Below are 17,890 nucleotides of genomic sequence, written 5' to 3' on the forward strand. Positions count from 1 at the left end.
TTTTAGCGGTAAATTATTTATCAAAGTTACATTTTGGAGCAATATCATGGAAATTTTTCAGAAAGTAATATCTGTATTAGCTTTTTTATCCATAGGATTTTCTCTTGCAGAAGTTTACTTAACAATGAATCCAATCTGGAAGCGAAAACATGAGCGTGTAGTTGCAGAAAGTCAATCTGTTAGTGGTAATCTACTTTCTTTTACTATTGGAACTATTTTTGCAATTAACTCTCTTTTCACTCAAGAATATGTAAGTTTTATAGACAACATATTATTTAATGGTTTGGCATTGTTCTATATTTTTGTAGGAATGTCATTATGGGTACCAGGAGAAAGAAAAAAAGGCTTCTGGACTTTAATCAAAGAAGCTCTTAATTTTGAAAGAAAAGAAGCTGGAGATTTAGCTAAGTCATTTTTAAAACCTTCGGGAGCTAAAAAAATCATCAATATTTTAAGTCAGGTAGCTATGATTGATGAAGTAATTGACCCCAGAGAAAAAGAGTTTATTCAATCATTTGCTGATCATTGGGATATCCATTTTTCCTGGGAAAATTTCACAAAAAATCAAACAGAAAATAGTTCTGTAAATTTGATAAATTTACGTCAGGATGTCAATGATTATTTGGCAACTTCTCCACCACAGAAACAAGTATCAGAGTTAAAAGATATTATCAATGCTCTGGTGAATATTGATGAAGAAGTTTCTGAAAAAGAAAGGCTAATTATGGGAGAATTAGATGGCTTACTTTCTGAATATATTAGTCAAGAGTCAAATGCTGCTAGATATCATGTAATAGTAGCGCCACAAAACGAACGACAGGTTCAAGTAGTGACTACTTCACTACCAGAATTAACAAGATATGAAGTAGGAGAAGGATTTGCTTATAATAGCGGTCCTTTTTATTCTAAAGAATATGCAGATATTATATCTGATGGTTATCGCAGTCTTAATCTTTTCAGCATTGTGACTTTAACTCTTCCTACAGAAATAAATTCTATAAATTCTGAAGATGATTCAACAATGAATAATTAATAATTAATAATTAATAATTACCTCTCCTTGAAAAGAAGAGGATTGACTAATAATGAAAATTTTTCTTCTCTTGGTCGATTGGATATGGCGAGGAGACCTCGCCATCCCTCGACCGCTTATTATCTCCTTAAAAGGGGAGGCTTTAAACCACAATTTTTCGGTAAGCGAATTAATCAATTTTTATGAAGAAGGAAGAAGGAAGAAGGAAGAAGGAAGAGGGAAGAGGGAAGAGGGATTTTTTTTGCAGTTATGTAATCTGAACAGCTACTAATTATGCTTCCATCTTCCATACCTTATTAGTTTTGGTATTATATGAACTGTATTGGACTATAAGCAGCATATTTATTACACTAAAATAATAGTGATTTAATCAATATAATATAAGTATAAAGTCTGTAAATTATAAAACTTAAAATCTACTTATCTTATTTCTTTAGTCTACCTTGGGTAAAATCACGATAAATAAAAAATAAGGGAAAATTATCATGGATATATAATAGACATAGGCATGATATTAACGAAGTCAGAAGTCAGAAGTCAGAAGTTATTTTTGTAACGGGGATTTTGAGCAGCTATCCAAAAATATTTCGCCTTAAAAGGCGGGGTTTTAGACCCATATTATTTTGATAAAAATCAAATCAATTATTACACATAAATTATCAATTATTTACCCCTACTGCCTACTGCCTACTACCTGTTATATATAATTGTGAAATGTTTGACTAAAGAATAGAAACTGTATGATTGAAAATAAAAAAATAATGAAACAGTTGGTATTGCAACAATTGGTTATTATATTCCTTCAGGAGTTATGACTAGCGAAGCGATCGCTAAACTAGCAGATATTCCCCTGTGGGTTTTGACAGAAAAAATAGGCATGGAAAAAAAATCAATTGCTGCGGAAGACGAACATCCTAGCGATATGGGAATTAAAGCAGCAATATCGGCGATCGAGAAAGCTCAAATTCAACCAGAAAAAATAGATTTAATTGCTTATTGTGGTGTGGGAGATTACGATTACAGATTTTGGTCTCCCGCAGCCAAAATTCAAGCTGCTATTGGTGCTGAAAATGCTCATGCTTTTGAAGTTAGAAATTTTTGCAACAGTGGCAATTTAGGTATTCATATTTGCCGAAATATGTTGTTAGCAGATTCGAGCTTAAATTATGCTTTAGTTGTTTGTAGCGATAAATTATCCCAGTTGCTTAATTACTCGGATAAAAATATAAACTCCATACTTTTTTTCGCCGACGGTGCCGCCGCCGCGCTGTTAAAAAAAGGAGAGTCTAGTAACAAAATTCTCTCCTATCATGGCATGACTGATGGGAAATTAGCTGATTTTATTCGAGTACCTTTGGGCGGTACTAAGTTGCCTGTAAAAGGTGAAAATATTGACTTAGATCTTAATTATGTCAAAGTAGAAGACCGTGAAAAATTAGACGAAATTTTATCGGAAATTTATTTAAAAAATTATAAAAAGTTATAATAACTGCATTACAAAAAAGTGGTTTTCTCTAGAAAAAATAGATTTTTATTTACTAATCAAATTAAAAAAGTTTATTATTAGAAATTCTTGAATCTCTGAAATTAAGCGAAAAAAATACATTTATTTCCTTAAAAACAAAAGGTCATTTGGGAGCAACAGATACTTTATTTGGTTTGGCTAAAACTATAGAGTTAGAGAAAATAAAGCCTGGTAATTTAGTAGTTTTAGCCAGTAGCGCTGCTGGGTTTTCTTGGGGAGCAACTGTGATTAAATATTAAACTGTATTGAAGAAGGAAGAAGGAGCGTTGGTAAAGCGCGTGTATGATATTAATCTTAATTCTTTAGGAGTCAGGAGTCAGAACTCAGGAGTCAACCCACCCCTCGCCCCTCCCCTCCCAGGAGGGAAGAAAGAAGAAGAAACCCTGAGTAAAAGGAGAAAGTTTTTCGGGGAGCGTAAAGGTCACGGAGTTCTATCGCGCTCTTATCCAGACATGATATCATACCTCAAATTACCAACGCCGAAGAAGGAAGAAAAAATGGATCGGGATAAGTCAAGGACTGACCACTCCGTGTCTTATAACCCCAACCAATTGTCAAAACCCTGTAGACAGTGGAGTATTAAACCCAAAATAATAGGTGGTAGGTGTTAGGTGTTAGGTTTTAGGTTTTAGGTTTTAGGTTTTAGGTTTTAGGTTTTAGGTGGATTATTAGTTATTTACTAGCCAGTTTATTTGTAACATTCTTTTTCAATTTGGTATAATCTCATGTTCAATCGCTACTGAATACTAGCAAAGTTGATGGTTAACAAGTATTAATAAATCAAATTTCAGAAAAAGGGAGAAAATTGAAAAAGGGTTGCACAATTAATGTTCGGACTTTTGGTCGAGATGGGAACTCCTGCTAAAACTCCCAAACCCCGTGGAAAATCCACTGGTGGGAAAACAGGTAAAGTTAAGAAGTAAAAGAACCCATTATCCTGTAGTAAAAAAACGAAAAAGTTTCCCCAAAAAAGCCAAAAATCATAAAAATCTAGACTCAATTTTTGGGTTAATTTACAGAATTATTAATTATTAATTATTAATTATTAATTATTAAATAATTATGGTTTAAAGCCTCCCCTTTTAAGGAAAAAAAAAAGAAATAATATCTCCTTATATGTAAGCATTCAGCTATTAGCCATCAGCTATCAGCAATAAGACTTTGTACTTAAGGACGAGGTTTAAATGAATATAGACTTTGGAGCTGACTTTTAGCCAGATTTTTCTAGCTTAATTAAATATTGCTTTTAGTGAGTGATAAAAGCAATAGCTGATAGCTAATAGCTGACGGCTGAATGCTTACCCTTATATTCAATCAAGAGCGGTTTTAACCAGAGGTAATTATCAATTATCAATTATCAATTAATGAACTTCTTTTTTCACCCACAACAATCTTGGGAAATTTTTTCTTAGTCTAAACTCCAGTTCTTTTCAAGGAGAAGTAATTAGGGTTTGCTGAAAAAGTCTTTTAGTAGGAGTAGGAGACAGAAGAAATGGGAATGATTGAGGAGGTAGAAGTAAGAATTGTAAGAATGATTTTTCTGTTCAACTCTTGACTAAAATCCGCTCATTTTTGAACCATTACCACCTAAAACTTCACAAATTTTGATACTTAAAAAGGCTAAAATCTTTATATGTCAAGACTTTTAGATTAGATCGGTAAGTCCTAATTATTAATTATTAATTATTAATTGTTAATTATTAATTATTGAACAGGTTTCCGTTTTGTAGCCTTCTTTTTTTTAATTGAACTATCGAAGAAGCGATCGCTAGACGGCAAACACAACACATAACTTACGGTTTGCCACAATAGCAACAAAGCCCTCAGAGAGCGTAAATTAGAAACAGTAAAGGAGCAAAATTATAAAAGTTCCTCAAAGTCCAATATTCCCTAATGTTCGGTAAACACTCCTTCATGGAATTGCCGGAATGGCCGCAGTATAGATATAAGTAACTTAATCTTAAAGACTGTATAAAAAATGGACTTGCCCTGGACTCAATCCAGAAGGCTCAAATATTAGTCCTTAAGTCAACCGAAAAAAACAAAAATTAAGGTTGACAAAAAGTAAAAATTTTGTAGTAATTTGGAGCAAAAAAACTCTTATGGCAAAAGTAGTAGGAATTGACTTAGGTACAACAAACTCCTGTGTTGCAGTTATGGAAGGTGGTAAACCCACAGTAATTGCTAATGCAGAAGGTTTCCGTACAACCCCATCTGTAGTTGCCTATGGTAAAAAAGAAGAGCAACTCGTAGGACAAATCGCCAAACGTCAAGCGGTGATGAACACCCAAAATACCTTCTACTCAGTAAAGCGGTTCATCGGGCGTAGATTTGATGAAGTAACCCATGAAACCACAGAAGTTTCCTATAAAGTTCTCAATGTTAATGGTAACGTTAAATTAGATTGCCCAGCATTAGAAAAACAATTTGCCCCCGAAGAAATTTCCGCCCAGGTTCTCCGTAAACTGGTAGAGGATGCTAGTAAATATCTGAACGAAACAGTAACACAAGCAGTAATTACCGTACCAGCTTATTTCAACGACTCCCAAAGACAGGCAACTAAAGATGCAGGTAGAATAGCTGGCGTAGAAGTATTGCGGATCATCAACGAACCTACCGCAGCTTCTCTAGCTTATGGGTTAGATAAGAAAAGTAACGAAACTATTTTAGTATTTGACCTTGGTGGTGGTACATTTGATGTTTCCATTCTAGAAGTAGGTGATGGTGTATTTGAAGTATTAGCTACTTCTGGTGATACCCACCTTGGTGGTGACGACTTTGATAAGAAAATTGTTGATTTCTTAGCTAAGGAATTTGAAAAAGCAGAAGGAATAGACCTGCGTAAAGATAAGCAAGCACTGCAACGTTTAACAGAAGCAGCGGAAAAAGCTAAGATTGAACTTTCTAGCGTTACTCAAACAGAGATTAACCTGCCATTTATTACCGCTACCCAAGATGGACCTAAGCATTTAGATACCACTTTAACTAGAGGTAAATTTGAAGAACTCTGTGCTGACCTGATTGACCGTTGTCGCATTCCTGTAGAAAACGCGATTAGAGATGCTAAGTTAGATAAAAGTTCTATTGATGAAGTAGTGTTAGTTGGTGGTTCTACTCGAATTCCCGCAGTCAAAGATATAGTTAAGAAAGTCCTCGGTAAAGACCCCAACCAAAGTGTTAACCCTGATGAAGTAGTAGCTGTTGGTGCTGCAATTCAAGCGGGTGTGTTAGCGGGTGAAGTTAAAGACATTCTATTGTTAGATGTTACTCCACTATCTCTGGGTGTAGAAACTTTGGGTGGTGTAATGACCAAAATTATTCCTCGTAACACTACTATCCCTACCAAAAAATCAGAAGTATTCTCAACTGCTGTAGATGGTCAGACAAATGTAGAAATTCATGTACTACAGGGCGAGCGGGAAATGTCTAACGACAACAAGAGTTTAGGAACTTTCCGCTTAGATGGTATCCCCGCAGCACCTCGTGGTGTACCTCAAATTGAAGTTACCTTCGATATTGATGCTAATGGTATTCTGAATGTAGCTGCCAAGGATAAAGGTACTGGTAAGGAGCAGTCTATCAGTATTACAGGTGCTTCCACTTTACCAGATACTGAAGTTGAGCGGATGGTGAAAGAAGCAGAAGCTAATGCTGCTGCTGACCAAGAACGTCGTGAAAAAATTGACCGCAAAAACCAAGCAGACTCTTTAGCATATCAAGCTGAGAAACAAATTCAGGAGTTGGGAGATAAAGTTCCTGAAGCTGATAAGACTAAGATTGAAGGGTTGGTTAAAGATTTGCGTGATGCTATTTCTCAAGAAGATGACGAGCGTATTCAGTCTCTAACTACTGAGTTGCAACAAGCTCTCTACACTGTTAGCAGCAATATGTATCAACAAGGTTCTCCTGATGGAGCAACTCCTCCTAATGGTGATGGTGCTGCTGAGTCTTCCTCAAGTTCTGCTGGTGGAGATGATGTAATTGATGCTGACTTTACTGAAACTAAAAGCTAAGTAGTCTATAACTATAAAGTGTAATGAGATGTAGGGTGTGTGTGATGTGACACCCTACTTAATTTACGCGTTTATTGAATTTTACCGAATAATTAAGGTTTAAAGGAGAAGCTTTAAAGGAGAATTATTTAATAATTAATTATTAATTATTCGGTAATTATTAATTATTAATTATTAATTGTTGAATCACATACTTCCAATGGCAAAACCATCTCGCACTACTTCTGGCGATCGCTCTCAAGCAGCTAAGGTCAGACAACTGCGTAAAATTAGCGATTTACTGGATAATGCTATTCGTGTTCCGGGTACTTCTTATGGCGTCGGTATTGACCCACTTCTAGGATTAATTCCTGGGGGTGGTGATTTTTTAGGAGGACTTATTTCTGTTTATATTGTATTTTCAGCAGCAATGATGGGTTTGCCCAGAGAAACTCTGATGCGAATGTCTTCTAATATTGTATTTGATTCTTTGGTAGGAATTGTGCCTGTTTTAGGAGATTTGTTTGATGTTGCTTGGAAGGCAAATTCTAAAAATATGGATATTTTGGAGGCTCATTTACAGTCTCCTAAAGTTAGTAAAAGTGCCGATCGCGGGTTTGTTTTTTTGCTGTTGGGCGGTTTAACTTTATTTGTAATTGTTATTGCTGCTTTGGGGTTTTTAGTTATTAGTTTATTGGTGAATATTTTACAGTTTATTGTATCAGGTTAGGTTGAGAAAAATGGTTCAGAAAATTGCACTTTTCAATCATAAAGGTGGGGTTAGTAAAACAACGACAACATTTAATTTGGGTTGGATGTTAGCATCGAAGGGAAAAAGAGTAATCTTAGTAGATACAGACCCACAATGCAATTTAACAGGTATGGTATTGGGGTTTTCTAGTAAACAAGAATTAGAAGAAATTTACAGTAAAAACCAAGATATCAAATCTGCTTTAGCACCTGCGTTTGAATCTCAACCTAAATTAGTAGAAGCAGTTGATTGTATTTCTATTGAACGACAGGATGGTTTATTCCTGTTACCAGGTCATGTGGGATTAGCTGAATATGAGGTAACTCTAGGAATAGCTCAAGAATTAAGTGGTTCTATTCAAACTCTTCAAAACCTTCCCGGTTCAATTTCCTATCTATTTAAAAAGACAGCAGAAAAATTTTCTGCCGACTATATTTTGATTGATATGAGTCCTAGCTTAAGTTCAATAAATCAGAACTTACTTATGACTAGCAATTTTTTTATTGTGCCTACTGTTCCTGACTTTTTCTCCATAATGGCAATTGATTCACTAGCTAGAATAATACCAAGATGGCATAGTTGGGCAAAAAAAGCTAGTGAGTTAAAAGTGTTGAAAGAAGCTACTTATCCTTTTCCAAAAGTAACACCTCTTTTTCTAGGAACAATTATCCAAAACTATCGAATTAGAAATCAAAAACCTTCTGATAGTTTTCAGGAATGGATAGATAGAATTCAAAAAGCTGTTTCAGATGAATTAGTTCCATCATTAAAAGAACAAAATATGTTATTTCCAAATGAAGTTTACTCTTCTCAAAATATGAATGACTATTGTTTAACTCAAATGTCTGATTTTAATAGTCTTATTGCCATATCTCAGAACTGTCAAACACCTGTTTTTGCATTGACAAAAGAGCAAATTTCTAATCACGGATCTAAACCTAAACAAGGAAAAGTTTTAAAAGATACCTTGCAAGCATCTTCTAATTTTAGAGATGCTTTTTCTACTTTAGCTGATCGAATCATTAATTTAACCTCAAATGCAGTCTGCGCTTGACCAGTTTCATATCAGTATTAATCGCGTTAGAGATTTGATAGCTGTTCATAATTCTGTCAAAGCGCAGTCTACCCCTGCTCTCGATCTTTCAGATATATTAAGAGCTGCCTTGGTTCTAGCTGTAAGTGCTTTAGACTATTATATACATGAAGTTGTCACGCTAGGAATGCTAGAAATACATCAAGGTTTGCGTCCTGAACCCCCTGCATTTTCTCGGTTTCAAATTTCTTTAGGTATTGCAAGAGAAGGGTTAAAAAATCCTCCAGATTTTGCATCTTATTTAGAGGATGAAATTCGACAACGACATAGTTATAAAAGTTTTCAACAACCAGATAGTATAGCAGATGCAATTAGGCTAATTTCAGATAAAAAATTGTGGCAAGAAGTTGGAAATATTATGGGTAGACCAGACAAAGATATTAAGCAAGAATTAAAAATTATTATTGACCGTCGAAATAAGATTGCTCACGAAGCAGACATAGACCCTACTTTAAGTTTAGGCAATAGATGGGGAATTGACGAAATTATGGTGGGCGATGCAGTTGACTTTATTGAAGAGGTTGTTGATAGTATTCATTCAATTTTTTGATGGCGTTGCTGAAATGTAATGGTAAATAGCTGAAGGTAAAATTGAACAACTTTTTAAGCGTTGGATGGAAACGACTTGAGGGATTTTAATCCGTAGTAAAAAATAGACTGAAATAACCACCTCAGTATTGGGGTGGCTAATAAAAACGAGATTAGCAAGTGCTATTAGTATTAGCGTTTAACTTAACCTTGCTGTAACTAGAATTTAATTATTACAGAATTATACATTATAAATCAAGAGGACTATTGCTATAACCCAAAATTTTAGGACTTTAGGGGGCTTTGTTGCATGAAAGTATATAACTGCCGCACTTGCTCCGCATATGTACAACAATAACGTGCGGAAACTGCTGTAACTATTGTCCAATAGATAAATAGTCATCCTTGCCAAACAAAGCGATCGCTCATCAGCAGAACAATAACTATTGTCCAATAGATAAATAGTCATCATTGCCAAACAAAGCGATCGCTCATCACCAGAACAATAACTATTGTCCAATAGATAAATAGTCATCATTGCCAAACAAAGCGATCGCTCATCAGCAGAACAATAACTATTGTCCAATAGATAAATAGTCATCATTGCCAAACAAAGCGATCGCTCATCACCAGAACAATAACTATTGTCCAATAGATAAATAGTCATCATTGCCAAACAAAGCGATCGCTCATCAGCAGAACAATAACTATTGTCCAATAGATAAATAGTCATCATTGCCAAACAAAGCGATCGCTCATCACCAGAACAATAACTATTGTCCAATAGATAAATAGTCATCATTGCCAAACAAAGCGATCGCTCATCACCAGAACAATAACTATTGTCCAATAGATAAATAGTCATCATTGCCAAACAAAGCGATCGCTCATCAGCAGAACAATAACTATTGTCCAATAGATAAATAGTCATCATTGCCAAACAAAGCGATCGCTCATCAGCAGAACAATAACTATTGTCCAATAGATAAATAGTCATCATTGCCAAACAAAGCGATCGCTCATCACCAGAACAATAACTATTGTCCAATAGATAAATAGTCATCATTGCCAAACAAAGCGATCGCTCATCAGCAGAACAATAACTATTGTCCAATAGTTAAATAGTCATCATTGCCAAACAAAGCGATCGCTCATCACCAGAACAATAACTATTGTCCAATAGATAAATAGTCATCATTGCCAAACAAAGCGATCGCTCATCACCAGAACAATAACTATTGTCCAATAGATAAATAGTCATCATTGCCAAACAAAGCGATCGCTCATCACCAGAACAATAACTATTGTCCAATAGATAAATAGTCATCATTGCCAAACAAAGCGATCGCTCATCACCAGAACAATAACTATTGTCCAATAGATAAATAGTCATCCTTGCCAAACAAAGCGATCGCTCATCACCAGAACAATAACTATTGTCCAATAGATAAATAGTCATCATTGCCAAACAAAGCGATCGCTCATCACCAGAACAATAACTATTGTCCAATAGATAAATAGTCATCATTGCCAAACAAAGCGATCGCTCATCACCAGAACAATAACTATTGTCCAATAGATAAATAGTCATCATTGCCAAACAAAGCGATCGCTCATCACCAGAACAATAACTATTGTCCAATAGATAAATAGTCATCCTTGCCAAACAAAGCGATCGCTCATCAGCAGAACAATAACTATTGTCCAATAGATAAATAGTCATCATTGCCAAACAAAGCGATCGCTCATCAGCAGAACAATAACTATTGTCCAATAGATAAATAGTCATCATTGCCAAACAGAGTGATATAACTGCCGAATGGATGTTCTATCCCTACTTTCATGCAACAAAGTCACTTTAGGGAGTAGGGAGTAGGGAGTAGGGAGTAGGGAAAAAAAGATTATAGCAATGAGCGCTGGTATATTTACAAATTGCAGGAGGGAGCAAATAGCTAAAAGTCTTATATTATCAGCAATTTATTCCCCCTGTTGCCTGTTGCCTCTCTTGGTGCGCATTCCGCAAGCGAGCTGGCGTCGTCGCGGGGTCGCACCGCTGTTGCCTGTTGCCTGCGCGCAGCGCTATAACTTTGAAAGTGTACCTCATGCTTCCCAAAAAGTGCTGTAAATACCATAGAAGTATTAAATATTGACACAAAAATTGATATGGTTTGAAGCAGTAATATCATGTCTGCTGGTATAGTTTGTGTAAAACCAAGGGTGAATATCTACAGGAAATTTACATTTTTTCAAGATTTTAAGCCTTCTTCCCTCTTCCTTCTTCCTTCTTCCTTCTTCCTTCTTCCTTCTGCATATATCACTTAGTCTGAAAAATATTTTGTACCATTTTCTTATCCGTACTCGCCGCAGCATTATCTAGTTCCGCAACTTCACCAGCATCTAATTCCCAACCCAATGCACCAATATTTTGTTCTGCCTGTGCTAGATTTTTTGCCCCCGGAATAGGAATTGCACCTTTACAAATACACCAGTTAATTGCTACTTGCGACATAGTTTTATTTCTTGACTTTGCTATTGCTTCCAAACATGATAATAGAGGGCGAACTCCTGGTAATATTTGCTTAAACAAAAAACCTCGAATACCTTGAGGAACAGAACCATTTTCTGAATATTTTCCTGTTAATATTCCCAATGCTAAAGGACTATATGCAATTAATTTAATTCCCAATTCATCACAGATTTCTTTAACTCCTAATTCTGTGACGGGATAGGTTGATAATAGAGAATATTGAACCTGTAGAGTAGTTATAGGAATATGGCGATCGCGAAATTTTTCATACACTTTCATCAACCGTTTAGGCCCATAGTTCGATAGTCCCACACCCTTCACCTTGCCTTGTTCGTACAAGTCAGCCAAACCATCTAAAAGCCCCCATTCCTGCCAGGGTAGATAATTTGCTGTAGACCAGTGCATCTGCACCAGATCGACATTTTTTCCCAGGCGTTGAGCAGATGCTTTGCCAGCAGAAATCATTGCTTGACGACCCCACCGCCAGGGATAAGCAGCAAGTTTTGTCGCAATGCAAATATTCTCTTGATTTGCCCCCGTGTATGCTTGGGAAAACTGCCCCAATAGCATTTCACTACGTCCGTTTAATTTACCTGTACCGTAGGAGTCGCCTGTATCAAATAAAGTCACACCATTAGCAACACAAAGATTGAAGACATTTTGCAACTCATTATCCATACTTTCATCATATCCCCACAGGAGGCGGTTGCCCCATGCCCATGTACCACAGCCCATTTTTGGTAGGATAAGTTTTTCCTTAGTTTGCATCCTGACTATTTCTCAATATTAGACATCTATCAAATATAGTAGGGGTTAACGGCCGTTAACCCCTACAAATGGTGTATAATTTTGTCAAATGCAACGGAATTGTAGCGACAACAAATGCCTTTGCGTAGACATTAACTAGCTATCAGCTTTTCCGTTCCGGAATGTTCCGCAAACAGCATTTAGCTGGAGCGCTAAAATTTCAAGGGTTTAATACCAATTCCCAAAAGTAATACTATACTGGGGCAACACTTCAGCTATTAAACAATTAACACTAGCTAAATAATTTTTTGCTAATTTTAGCTATGTTAATGTTAATTATTATTATCAGGACTTACACAGAGACTCTACTTATGGGGAGGGCGTTTTGCTACCGCATAACTCCGTTAACGCTCCGCGACATGTAAAGCGGAGCTTGGCGTTAGCCAATACCATTTGCTTCGCATAACTATCGTTAACGCCCCTACAAATGGTGGTATAATAGTCAATTTGCGTAATTCCTGATTATTTTTACTTCTCCCCCACTCCCCTACTCCCCTACTCCCCTACTCCCCTGCTCAAGAAAGCGTAGAAAAGTTTTTGAGAAATGGTATAAGTCTCCACGCTTATTTGAAAAGGCGCGCCAGAGAAGCTGATAGCTGATAGCTGACCGCTAAGATGCTTCTTTAAATCTGAGTCAAAATGTAAAGCAAAGTGAACAAAACAATCCAGATAATATCAACAAAGTGCCAATATATTTCTGCCATTTCAATACCAACGTGCTTTTCTCCATTGTAATGACCAGCACGACGAGAACGCCACAATACACCGAGAATAAGTAGCACACCAACAAAAACGTGTAGACCGTGGAAACCAGTCATCACATAAAAACAATTGGAAAACACATTAGTAGTCAGACCATAACCTAAAGTCATGTACTCATAAACCTGACCGCCCAAAAAGATGATACCCATGATTGCCGTAACTACATACCATAGACGCATTCCTGAGAGATTGTTCTTTTTGATAGCAGTATCGCCTTTGTGAATCACAAAACTACTAGAAACCAGAATAATAGTGTTGATGGTTGGCAATAACAACTCTACCTCTGTTTCTTCAGGAGGCCAAACCCCGGCATTTGCGCGATAAATTAAATAAGCAGCAAATAGTCCCCCAAACATCAAAGACTCAGAAGCGAGAAATGTGATTAATCCGAAAACTCTTAAATCCTCATGTTCTTCGTGATGGCCTGCTTCTACTGACTCAGATTGGACGGAAGTATCAACTAAATTATTAGTTGCATCAACTGTTGAACCTTGCATAATTTCCTGTACCTAAAATAAACAAAAAAAATTTCTGAAAGTTGATATCTAAAGTAGTTAGCAGTCTATATAGCATTTCTCATAAAGATGAGGTACATTTACGATCCCCCGCGCATCCCCCTTAAAAAGGGGGACTTTGGAACCTCCCTTTAAGCGGTTCCCCCCTTATTAAGGGGGGTTAGGGGGGATCTAAAACTGTATCTCACCAATTTGAGAAACGCTATAGAACTACTAACTACTAGAACTACTGAATTTCTACATACAGAACAAACTAGAAAACATTCTAATTGTTCTCTGGAAAATTAGTTCTGAGAATCATCGTTAAAAGATGAAGACTCAGCTTCAGATACAGGCACCCCTGTTTCCTTGACTTTGGAACTTCCTTGTGAAATTAGCTTGAAGCGCTCTCGAATACCAAGAGTCTTCTTAGAGCCAAAATCATAAGGACCATAAGTAACCACTGGCAAAACTTCCCAGTTTTCGATTATAGGAGGTGAGCTAGTAGTCCACTCCAAGGATAAACCACCCCAAGGATTACCATCAGCTTTTGGTCCATACATCCAACTCCAAACCATGTTGATGAAGAATGGAATTACAGACAGGCCAAGAAGAATTGACCCATAGGTACAGATGTGGTTAATAGCTTCAAACTGAGGGTCATACATAGCAATACGACGTGGCATTCCTTGTAAACCCAATTGGTGCATGGGTAAGAAAGTGAGGTTGGTACCAATTAAAGTCAGGACAAAGTGAACCCGACCCCAGGTTTCGTTGTACATCCGACCTGTCATTTTGGGGAACCAGTGATAGATACCTGCATACAGACCAAATACTGAACCACCAAATAAAACGTAATGGAAGTGAGCTACGACATAGTAACTGTCATGGACGTGAACGTCGAATGGAGCTGTTCCCATAGTTACGCCACTTAGTCCACCCATAACGAACATTGCTAATAGACCAATGGCAAACAGCATTCCACTTGTATAGCGGATTTTTCCACCCCAGAGGGTAGCTACCCAACTAAAGATTTTGACTCCGGTGGGAACTGCAACTATTAGGGTTGAGATGGTGAAGAACATCCGCATCCAAGGAGGAGTTCCACTGGTGAACATATGGTGTACCCATACGAACAAACCTACTACACAAATAGCGAGACTGGAGTAAGCGATCGCTTTATAACCAAATATCCCTTTGCGTGCATGAACGGGAATAACTTCTGATAGAATGCCAAAAATTGGCAGAATCATCAGATAAACTGCAGGGTGAGAATAGAACCAGAATAAGTGCTGGTAGATGACCACATCACCGCCCATCTCTGGTTTAAAGAAGCCGGTGCCAAAGTTGATATCAAATAATAACAGTACTAAACCTGCTGCTAATACAGGAGTTGAGCATAGTGCCAAAACGGAAGTTGCTAAGATTGCCCAGCAGAATAGGGGTAGTTGATCCCACTTCATACTAGGAACTTTCATTTTGAGGATGGTGACGATAAAGTTTAACGCACCCATGATGGAGGAAGTTCCCACTAATACGATACAGAGAATCCATAAAGTTTGTCCGATGTTATTAGTAATGATGCTTAATGGGGGATAAGCAGTCCAACCGCTTTGTGCCCCTCCAAAAGCTAAACTAGCAACTAAGAAGGCTCCAGCAACTGGGTTGAGCCAGAAGGCGATCGCATTCAGGTTAGGAAATGCCATATCTCTAGCTCCCACCATTAGGGGGACCAGATAGTTACCAAAACCTCCAATGGCAGCAGGCACGATCCACAGGAAAATCATAATCGTGCCATGATTTGTCAGGAAGGAGTTGTAAACATTTGGGTCGAGAAAGTCTGCATCTGGCGTGTAAAGTTCTGCACGCATAGCCATGGCCATGAGACCACCGACGAGATAAAAGATGAAGGCGGTAACTAGATATTGAATACCGATTACTTTGTGGTCTATGTTATAGCCGAAGTAGTGATACCATTTCCATGCCTCCGGATGTGCTTTTTCCGGTTCTGGTTTGGTTTCTAAAGGAATTTGTGTTTGTGTCATCTGTAAATTATTTTGACAATTACGGATTAATTATTTGGGGAGGTTGAACTCATTTTTTTTCCTTTGGAGCTGACTCCTCCCCAACTCTTCCCCTGTAAGAATAGGGATTTTTGAATTTTCCTATGAGGAAGTATGAGCTGCTAGTAGTTCTAGTGCAGGATGGCGGAAATAACTGGCTAGTTACAAAGTCCTAAAACAAATACAAATCAATACTTTTGACTGTCTTGAGTGTGTCTTACATTCTGAGGGGACCTCAGAATTACACACTCGCTTTTAACTTTTGACTTTTAACTTCCGCGTAGCGGCGCTAGTCTAGTTTGGGTGAATTTGATTTAATGTTTCGGAATCGATACCCATTTCATTAGCATAGGGGCTAAGATATTCCGATTCTGATAAATCAGCAGTATTTACTGCTACAGCTTGATTCAACTGTGGTTGCTCGGCAAAAGTATTTTCTTCTATCCAAGCTTCATACTCTTCTTGAGTGTGAACAATTACTTGTGTTCTCATTGCTCCGTGGTAAGCACCGCAAAGTTCTGCACAATATACTGGATATTCTCCAGTTTTAGTAGCTACGAACCGGAGTTGCGTATTTTTACCAGGAATTGCATCTTGCTTCAAACGGAAAGCAGGTATCCAGAAAGCATGAATAACATCTTCAGCAGAAAGGTTTACTTGTATATCCTTGTTGACAGGAATATGGAGTTCTCCTGCTAGAACACCACTTTCGGGATAGTTAATCAGCCATCCATACTGAATTCCTGTAATGTCAACTACTACATCTGCTGGGTTTGCTCCTTCTTCAGGAGTTGCCCCAAAGCCATATTTGCTCACTTCTTTTGTAGCTACTTCTTCTGACTCCATTCCTTCTGCATCTGCTATGAGAGGAGCTGCCAGAGCCGTTCCTGACTTCGCTGTTTGCCGATCGGATGAAGAAACATGAGCTACTTTTGTTCCTGCTGGATCGAACCCACCCATCTGTCTGTATACATCTACACTGTAGATACCAAGACCAATCACAATTATGGATGGAATTGCAGTCCAAAATATTTCTAATGGTAAGTTTTCCCTAAAGGCAGCGCCATCACCATCGTCTCCTTTACGTCTACGAAATTTAATTGCGGAGAAGACGATTGTTCCTTCTACCACTAGAAATAAAGCTGCTGCTATAGTAAACATGACGTCAAAAAAACCGTCTACCAGAGGAGCTTGTACTGATGCTTGCTCTGGTAATAGACCATGATTTTGACCTAACCACACGCTAATTATGGTGACTATTATACCAACTACTAGGGTGATTACTGAGACTGGTATTTTTTCTTTTTCTTCCATATATTACCTCTTTAATTAGTATTCCTCCCGTTCTACTAAACTTATCCAAACTTACCCACGCCGGAATTGCATGAGCTTTGGAGCTAGCTTCCTGCGCGTGCTGACGCAATGCTGCGCAAACACAGAAGACCACCGACCGCAGTCTGCAACTTATCTTCAACAGCAGGCTTAAATTCGCTTGAAACTCAAGCTACTGATACACATAGTTTTTCAAGTTTACACCAGCGTTAAAATCGGGCGTCAGCTTGAAAACCCCTAGCCTAGGTAGAGGAGTCTTTGACTTTTTGTCATACTCAACTATATAGGTTAAACTAGATGTCTACTTATAAGTTAGATACAATTGTTACTATTTCTCAAAATTATAGATTATCTTCGTTTTTCATAGATTTCTCTGGAGAGAGTTTATATTATTTTAACTATTTTCCCAAAATCACCCCACAATAAAGTTAAATTAAATAGGTACTCTTAAATTGCATACTTTAACTTAATTAATTTATTAGAAATTAAAGAAAAAATTAAAAATATTTTTTGGGGAAATCAGTAACAGATATAACAGTAAGCTGTAAATAAAATTAAAATCAGAAAACTTTCTAAAGCAGAACAAATCTTCAGAGAGTATCCCTTATAGTAGCAAAAATCAGACACATTGATAATTGTCAAATTTGATAATTGTTTCTGAAGTTAAGATTTTAGATCAGGACTTACGCAAATTCACCCTGAAAACGCCAAATGTAGGGGCGAATGGCATTACTAGCGCCAAGCTCCGAATTGCGCCCTAACTGGATTTAGTGTCCGTGCGTAAGTCCTGTAGATGTTGTTAATTTACCAAGATAATAGATTCAAGCTAATAAAAATCTTATGGCCAATTCTGTTTTAAATAACAATACAATTATTTCCTCTCAGTCTCCAGCACGCGATCGCATTCGTGGCTTGGTTTGGAAGCTATGTATAGCTACTCTACTACTGATGGCTATCGGCAGTGCTACCAGAGTGATGAATGC

The 17,890-nt window shown here is 37.3% G+C and carries 15 protein-coding genes and 1 pseudogene; 9 read left to right on the forward strand and 7 right to left on the reverse strand.

Annotated features, from left to right (window positions below; all coding sequences use genetic code 11):
* Positions 1-46: 46 nt before the first annotated feature.
* The 8 genes from SAGCYANO_RS09135 (at position 47) to SAGCYANO_RS09175 (ending at position 8,944) form a co-directional block, all read left to right on the forward strand.
* Entirely contained in the window at positions 47-1,033 is a 987-nt protein-coding gene (locus SAGCYANO_RS09135; protein ID WP_202219781.1) for a TerB family tellurite resistance protein, read from the forward strand.
* A gap of 70 nt (positions 1,034-1,103) precedes the next feature.
* Entirely contained in the window at positions 1,104-1,304 is a 201-nt protein-coding gene (locus tag SAGCYANO_RS09140) for a hypothetical protein (protein WP_237396001.1), read from the forward strand.
* 540 nt (positions 1,305-1,844) lie between these two features.
* Complete coding sequence (locus SAGCYANO_RS09145) at positions 1,845-2,519, forward strand: hypothetical protein (RefSeq protein WP_202219783.1); 675 nt, start codon at positions 1,845-1,847, stop codon at positions 2,517-2,519.
* An 83-nt stretch (positions 2,520-2,602) separates the two neighbouring features.
* On the forward strand, positions 2,603-2,797 hold the full coding sequence (locus tag SAGCYANO_RS09150) for a 3-oxoacyl-[acyl-carrier-protein] synthase III C-terminal domain-containing protein (RefSeq protein WP_202219797.1): 195 nt from the start codon (positions 2,603-2,605) through the stop codon (positions 2,795-2,797).
* Between the two features lie 1,863 nt (positions 2,798-4,660).
* Entirely contained in the window at positions 4,661-6,571 is a 1,911-nt protein-coding gene (gene dnaK, locus SAGCYANO_RS09160) for a molecular chaperone DnaK (protein ID WP_202219785.1), read from the forward strand.
* A gap of 199 nt (positions 6,572-6,770) precedes the next feature.
* Positions 6,771-7,280 (forward strand): DUF4112 domain-containing protein, encoded by a 510-nt coding sequence (locus SAGCYANO_RS09165; RefSeq protein WP_202219786.1) that lies wholly within the window; start codon positions 6,771-6,773, stop codon positions 7,278-7,280.
* Between the two features lie 10 nt (positions 7,281-7,290).
* A complete protein-coding gene (locus SAGCYANO_RS09170; RefSeq protein WP_202219787.1) occupies positions 7,291-8,355 on the forward strand; it encodes a ParA family protein in 1,065 nt (354 codons plus the stop codon).
* Positions 8,339-8,944, forward strand: a complete 606-nt coding sequence (locus SAGCYANO_RS09175) for a HEPN domain-containing protein (protein ID WP_202219788.1) — start codon at positions 8,339-8,341, stop codon at positions 8,942-8,944. The genes SAGCYANO_RS09170 and SAGCYANO_RS09175 overlap by 17 nt, the downstream gene beginning before the upstream one ends.
* A gap of 219 nt (positions 8,945-9,163) precedes the next feature.
* On the opposite strand, the gene SAGCYANO_RS09180 is transcribed toward SAGCYANO_RS09175, so the two are convergent.
* The 7 genes from SAGCYANO_RS09180 to SAGCYANO_RS09210 all read right to left on the reverse strand — a co-directional run bounded on the left by SAGCYANO_RS09180 (position 9,164) and on the right by SAGCYANO_RS09210 (position 16,889).
* Positions 9,164-10,036, reverse strand: a complete 873-nt coding sequence (locus SAGCYANO_RS09180; protein ID WP_202219789.1) for a hypothetical protein — start codon at positions 10,034-10,036, stop codon at positions 9,164-9,166.
* 3 nt (positions 10,037-10,039) lie between these two features.
* Positions 10,040-10,714 carry a hypothetical protein gene (locus SAGCYANO_RS09185; RefSeq protein WP_202219790.1) on the reverse strand — a complete coding sequence of 225 codons (675 nt, stop codon included), beginning with the start codon at positions 10,712-10,714 and terminating at the stop codon, positions 10,040-10,042.
* A 347-nt stretch (positions 10,715-11,061) separates the two neighbouring features.
* Entirely contained in the window at positions 11,062-11,292 is a 231-nt protein-coding gene (locus SAGCYANO_RS09190; protein WP_202219791.1) for a hypothetical protein, read from the reverse strand.
* Entirely contained in the window at positions 11,237-12,217 is a 981-nt protein-coding gene (locus SAGCYANO_RS09195) for an aldo/keto reductase (RefSeq protein WP_202219792.1), read from the reverse strand. The genes SAGCYANO_RS09190 and SAGCYANO_RS09195 overlap by 56 nt, the downstream gene beginning before the upstream one ends.
* Positions 12,218-12,879: 662 nt before the next feature.
* Complete coding sequence (locus tag SAGCYANO_RS09200; protein WP_202219793.1) at positions 12,880-13,515, reverse strand: heme-copper oxidase subunit III; 636 nt, start codon at positions 13,513-13,515, stop codon at positions 12,880-12,882.
* 302 nt (positions 13,516-13,817) lie between these two features.
* Complete coding sequence (gene ctaD, locus SAGCYANO_RS09205) at positions 13,818-15,557, reverse strand: cytochrome c oxidase subunit I (protein WP_202219794.1); 1,740 nt, start codon at positions 15,555-15,557, stop codon at positions 13,818-13,820.
* Between the two features lie 312 nt (positions 15,558-15,869).
* Positions 15,870-16,889 carry a cytochrome c oxidase subunit II gene (locus SAGCYANO_RS09210; protein WP_202219795.1) on the reverse strand — a complete coding sequence of 340 codons (1,020 nt, stop codon included), beginning with the start codon at positions 16,887-16,889 and terminating at the stop codon, positions 15,870-15,872.
* An 858-nt stretch (positions 16,890-17,747) separates the two neighbouring features.
* Here SAGCYANO_RS09210 and SAGCYANO_RS09215 point away from each other — a divergent pair.
* A pseudogene (locus tag SAGCYANO_RS09215) lies at positions 17,748-17,890 on the forward strand (heme A synthase); the annotation flags it as partial.

This window comes from Okeania sp. KiyG1 (assembly GCF_014132355.1).
In the GTDB taxonomy this organism is placed as follows: domain Bacteria; phylum Cyanobacteriota; class Cyanobacteriia; order Cyanobacteriales; family Microcoleaceae; genus Okeania.